At 59.0% G+C, this 4,577-nt stretch carries 9 protein-coding genes; 6 read left to right on the top strand and 3 right to left on the bottom strand.

Going from position 1 to position 4,577, the window contains the following annotated elements:
- Positions 1-165 precede the first annotated feature (165 nt).
- From WCA53_RS21970 to WCA53_RS21955, 4 genes are all read left to right on the top strand, one after another.
- Positions 166-345, top strand: coding sequence for a CsbD family protein (locus WCA53_RS21970; protein ID WP_423915570.1), 180 nt, complete (start codon positions 166-168; stop codon positions 343-345).
- Between the two features lie 180 nt (positions 346-525).
- Positions 526-1,053 carry a hypothetical protein gene (locus WCA53_RS21965; RefSeq protein ID WP_423915569.1) on the top strand — a complete coding sequence of 176 codons (528 nt, stop codon included), beginning with the start codon at positions 526-528 and terminating at the stop codon, positions 1,051-1,053.
- Between the two features lie 249 nt (positions 1,054-1,302).
- Positions 1,303-1,545, top strand: coding sequence for a hypothetical protein (locus WCA53_RS21960; protein ID WP_423915568.1), 243 nt, complete (start codon positions 1,303-1,305; stop codon positions 1,543-1,545).
- Between the two features lie 5 nt (positions 1,546-1,550).
- Positions 1,551-1,955 carry a hypothetical protein gene (locus WCA53_RS21955; RefSeq protein ID WP_423915567.1) on the top strand — a complete coding sequence of 135 codons (405 nt, stop codon included), beginning with the start codon at positions 1,551-1,553 and terminating at the stop codon, positions 1,953-1,955.
- Positions 1,956-1,967: 12 nt separating this feature from the next.
- Here WCA53_RS21955 and WCA53_RS21950 read toward each other — a convergent pair whose 3' ends face one another.
- Both WCA53_RS21950 and WCA53_RS21945 read right to left on the bottom strand, forming a co-directional pair.
- Positions 1,968-2,240 (bottom strand): type II toxin-antitoxin system RelE/ParE family toxin, encoded by a 273-nt coding sequence (locus WCA53_RS21950; RefSeq protein WP_423915566.1) that lies wholly within the window; start codon positions 2,238-2,240, stop codon positions 1,968-1,970.
- On the bottom strand, positions 2,230-2,424 hold the full coding sequence (locus WCA53_RS21945; protein WP_423915565.1) for an antitoxin: 195 nt from the start codon (positions 2,422-2,424) through the stop codon (positions 2,230-2,232). Before WCA53_RS21945 ends, WCA53_RS21950 begins: the two co-directional genes overlap by 11 nt.
- A 1,160-nt stretch (positions 2,425-3,584) precedes the next feature.
- Between WCA53_RS21945 and WCA53_RS21940 the strand changes: the two genes are divergently transcribed.
- The gene (locus WCA53_RS21940) at positions 3,585-3,860 is read left to right on the top strand and encodes an HU family DNA-binding protein (protein WP_423915564.1); all 276 of its coding nucleotides are present in this window, start codon (positions 3,585-3,587) and stop codon (positions 3,858-3,860) included.
- Positions 3,861-3,959: 99 nt separating this feature from the next.
- On the opposite strand, the gene WCA53_RS21935 is transcribed toward WCA53_RS21940, so the two are convergent.
- Positions 3,960-4,106, bottom strand: a complete 147-nt coding sequence (locus tag WCA53_RS21935) for a hypothetical protein (protein WP_423915563.1) — start codon at positions 4,104-4,106, stop codon at positions 3,960-3,962.
- A 166-nt stretch (positions 4,107-4,272) separates the two neighbouring features.
- Here WCA53_RS21935 and WCA53_RS21930 point away from each other — a divergent pair.
- On the top strand, positions 4,273-4,577 hold a 305-nt coding region (locus tag WCA53_RS21930; RefSeq protein ID WP_423915562.1), incomplete at its 3' end, for an SET domain-containing protein.

Genomic DNA, 4,577 nt, shown 5'->3' with positions numbered 1-4,577 from the left:
GTTTATACTTAGTTCGTCTCCTCCATGTCTCTACTGATATGGATTGTGCCCGCCACCAGAGCGGGCTTTTTTTCGTCGTCGATCTGATGCCTGGGCTGGATCGGTTTTTGCAACTCACTTGATGCTGCCAGTTTCAGGCGCACAACCGGAATATGGAGGTTCGCAATGAACAAGGATCAAGTGAAGGGCACCGCTGAGAAGGTCAAGGGCAAGGTTAATGAAGCGGTGGGCAACGCCACGGGCGATCCGGCGCAAAAAGCCAAAGGCCAAGTGCAACAAGGCGTCGGCGAAGCGCAAAAGCAGTACGGTGATTTGAAGGACGATGCGAAGAAGAGCAAGCCCTGATAATCGTAGAAATTGACTAAGAGATCGCCGGCGCTGCCGGCGTTTTTTAGCCCCGAATACCGGTGTGGACATCACATCAAAAATTGTAATTATTAGCACCTGCGCGAGCAGCCGTTTAAGGAACTGCGGCCCTTCTACTACCGCAACCGCTCGATAGAGAAGTCGGGCGACAACGCCTGAATGGCACGAGCCGCATCGAGACGTTGGATCGGCAAGTCGAAGCCCTACGCGATGTGCCTCTACCTGATCGATCGCAAGAACGACTCGTCGCTCCAGACGCTTTACTGGGAATGTACCGGCGCGATCAAGTGTGGCAAGTGTCCGGCCATCGCGCTGTGCGGCGAAGAAAAGCTCAAGGGTCAGGCGATCTATTTCATCGAGCGTGCTCGCGGTGCCGGGTTGGCCGCACCGCAAGTCGCGTGGGCGCCTTCGAAGCCCTACCGGCGGGGTAAGTATGAGAGGGGAACAACGATCGATTCGACACCGCGTGCGCCCGGCCCATACGTCCGGCGTGCAGCAGCGACGGCGCAGCGTGCGCCGACCACGCCAGCAGCGTCGGTCTTCGACGGAAACTTTTACGGAGTGTCGCTCAATCTCGCACACGCTCGTCATGGACAAGCTGCAACTAACCGAAGATCACCTCCGACTATCCCAACACCGGCCGCTGTCGCAGCCCGGTGCCCAAAACCCCGGTCGTCAAACAGGTGATCCCCACTGCGCCGATCGTTGCCCGTGTCGGTGAGTCACCCCTCGAAATGGCACGTCGTCTCCGCGCTGCAACCCAATGGAGTAGGTAACGAATGACTCATATGACCTCAGACAGCCATTCAAGGCGATCGAGAACATCGCGGCGCTGCCGGGCAAGAACGACAAGCAGGCAATGGTGAAGCACTTCCTCGCCTTCGACACGTTCAAGCGCGCGCTCGTGGCCTCACTTGACGCGCTCACGACTACGGCATGAAGCAAATTCCCGAGCGCGTCGAAGGGGGGGCACCGGGCGCCGACACGTTCGTGAACGCCCCGATCTGGGACACGCTCGACAAGCTGGTCGCGGGCGCTTACCGGCCACGCCGCACGCGACGAGGTGCAGCGTCTGCTAACGTTCCTGATACCTGGAGCTGGACCACCGGCGCTTTCTCGCAAAAGAAAGCCGATGGCATGTTCCTGAACTTGAACAAGCGAGCAGGGCAGGGCAGGTGACCTTCGTGACCCGCCAGGGCAATCCGATCCCGCTCGATGCGCTGGGCGATCTGGTGGCCGAAGCAGAGGCTTCGGCGGGCTGCGGTGCTCTACACCCTCGACTCACACGGCACGCTCGAAGGCACGGTGATGCTCTCGTGGAAGGAAGCGCTGCGCGATCACCACACCGAGTTCACCCGCGATTGGATATCGTGCGCGGTCAGCCGCGTCACCTCCGGCTCAACTATGTCTTCCGGGAGTATCTGGAGGGCGGCCAGGCAATGCCGCTGTTCGGCCTGGCTGAGAGCGTGAGCGGGGTTGCTATGGGTCGCAGCTTTGCGGAGTTGCAGGCGCTTTACGACCGTATGGTCTGGGTCGACTCGGCCGCCGAGGCGCAAGCGTTCATGGGTGACGTTCAGTCGATGCAGTGATCTGGCCTGTTACTAGGGATAGCGTCGCCGCGCGTGCAACACGTTCAGAATCTGAATGCGATCCAATTTCACCCGATAGACGACAATGTAGTTCGGCAGAACAATCATTTCCCGCGTGTTTGGCCTTCGACCCTCCCGGTAGACGTAGGGGTGGTCGGGCAGTGCGGCGGCAGCCGCTATGATTGATTCAAAAACAAAATCGGCGGCTGCCGGGCTTTGTTCTTCGATATGGTCGTAGATGCCTTGGAGTCTGCGTCGAGCGCGCGGGCGCCAGTCAACGAGCATTGCGCGCCTTTCGTCGTTCTTCGATGTGCGCGCGCATCTCCGCGACGACCTGATCGTGCGGAATGTCAGGGCCATCCTCGTCGATTGCTGCCTGCACCTCGGCGCAAAACCATGCGTCGTAGGCTTCAGCCTCTTCGAGACTGTCGTGCTCGGTAAGAACGGGGTCGATTGGAATTTTGCCCATAAGAGTCACCTCTTTGCGATGCCTTCATGATAGCGCACCCCTGTTGGAGCGTCACCGCGACTCGCAAACACACGCTTAAGCGTTCTTCGCATGCCACTTAAAAAATGTGGCCACATAGCGACAACTGTAACCAGAAGTAAGCCGTACGAGGTGTGCCCAACATAAAGATGATTCGTCAGTGGATACCATGCACTTACTGACCGATAACAACCGCCCGGACACATAATAATCAGCGTTCAGAGCCGACAGGTCAGATACGAGAAGAAATACTATCAAGGCGGTAACGGGGGTTCCCACCTTGATTTGAGGCCCGGCATCAGTCCGGGCCTTTTCCTTTTTGGGCAACCGATTGTCATCTTCGAAAGCGTAATTTTCCATAATAACAATGTTCGATCTTTTGGAAATATATAAAAATCATAGGCTTAGGATGTATCAATGCCGATACTACGGGTTATCAGCATTGAAATCACTCGTGCGCGGCCTTTCTTTGCCTCCCGAACGGTGTGAACGCCGAGGAGGGCGCTTGGCGTGGAGCACAACCGCGTGTGAGCCACTCGGTTCGGATCTGGTGAAGCCAGGACCCGAGCCATAAATTCGCCCCCAAGAATGGGGACATTAGGACGATCCGACTGATCGGCATTGAACGCGACAGCGCGCCCGCGCCCGATCGCGACCGATCGAGCCGAGGAGGGCGGCTAGCGGCGTGACCGCTTGGCGCTCAGGGCGTCGCCCCAAGAATGGGGACATAAGCCCGACTCGATGCGACAGGCAACTCGGTTGCCACAGCGCATGCATGGCGCACGCGGAAAAACGATCGGCGACATCAATGAGATGAAGCGGGTAGAGCGGGTAGAACGTCTCGGATCACGTGCATGCCGGCGCGAGCGCGGGCAATGCTGGTGCGCACCCCGTGGGAACCGCCATGCTCGCCGGAGCCGGCGGCTCACGACGTGGGGCCAGGGAGAAAGGCGGCCGACGGCAAAGTGCGATCATCGCCACCTCGTGAGGTCGCTTTAGCGGGCCGACGCGCTCGAGCGTCGGCGCCGTCGAATACCCTTACGGGTGATGCGATTTGCCTCAGAGAAACGCCTCCGGTATGGTGACGCGTTCACCATCACCCGCGTCGGTGGGACGTTAAGAAATATCTGAGAGAAATGAATATGCACAAGCAAGAACTGGTTGACGCTATCGCATTGGCCGTCGGCACCACCAAGAGCGCCGCAGTCGAGACCCTCGATGCGTTTGTCGCCGTCGTCACGCAAGCCGTTGCCGAAGGCGACGGCGTGCAGCTGGTCGGTTTTGGCACCTTCAGCGCCGGCCACCGTGCGGCGCGCACCGGTCGCAACCCGAGGACCGGTGAAACGCTGCAAATTGCCGCGGCAAAAACCGTCAAATTCACGGCGGGTAAGGCGTTCAAGGATTCAGTGAATTCGTAAGGGCGCTCGGCACATCACCGGCGCTTTGCGTCACCGCATGGCGAGCGCCTGTGATGCAATGGCCCGGCGCTTGAACACGCGGGGCAGCGTCGGCGACGCTTAAAACAGTTGATCATCAAGCGGCACCAGGTTCGTCCACTTCACGGCACTGCGCCGCTCGATGCCGTCGCCATGAATCGATTTGATCATGACTCGCTGGCCGCGCGCTTCGCCCAGCACCTCGGCAATGCGATCGCCGTACCGCACGAGCGTTCCACGCGCTGGTCGACGGCGAATGCGGGGTCGGGTGGGTTTCATCGGCATCGCGCAAGAAGGATTTTTGCAACACGTATGATTATGCCCATTGCGGGCGCATGCGTTCCGCCTACTGGCCGTGGTATCGGCCGTGTTTTTCAAATCGTAGGTTTTTGTTATGCGCCGAATGGTTGTGCGTCGCTCACCCATTCATGGCCGAGGCGTGTTCGCTTTAACCAACATCCCATCCGGGGAATTGCTCGTCGAATACAAAGGTGAAGTGACATCCTGGCGCGTCGCGAGCCAGCGCTATCAACGCAACAGCGCCGAGGACGGCCACACGTTTTTCTTTGGGCTGGATGACCGACACGTCATCGACGGTGCACGCGGTGGCAATTCTGCACGTTGGCTCAACCATTGCTGCGAGCCAAACTGCGAGGCAGAGCAAGAGGGGCGTCGTGTGTTTATCCGGGCCCTCGCTGA

The organism is Caballeronia sp., assembly GCF_049581465.1.
Lineage (GTDB): Bacteria > Pseudomonadota > Gammaproteobacteria > Burkholderiales > Burkholderiaceae > Caballeronia.
The sequence above is the reverse complement of the archived record's forward strand: the minus strand, read 5'-3'. Positions and strand labels throughout refer to the sequence as shown.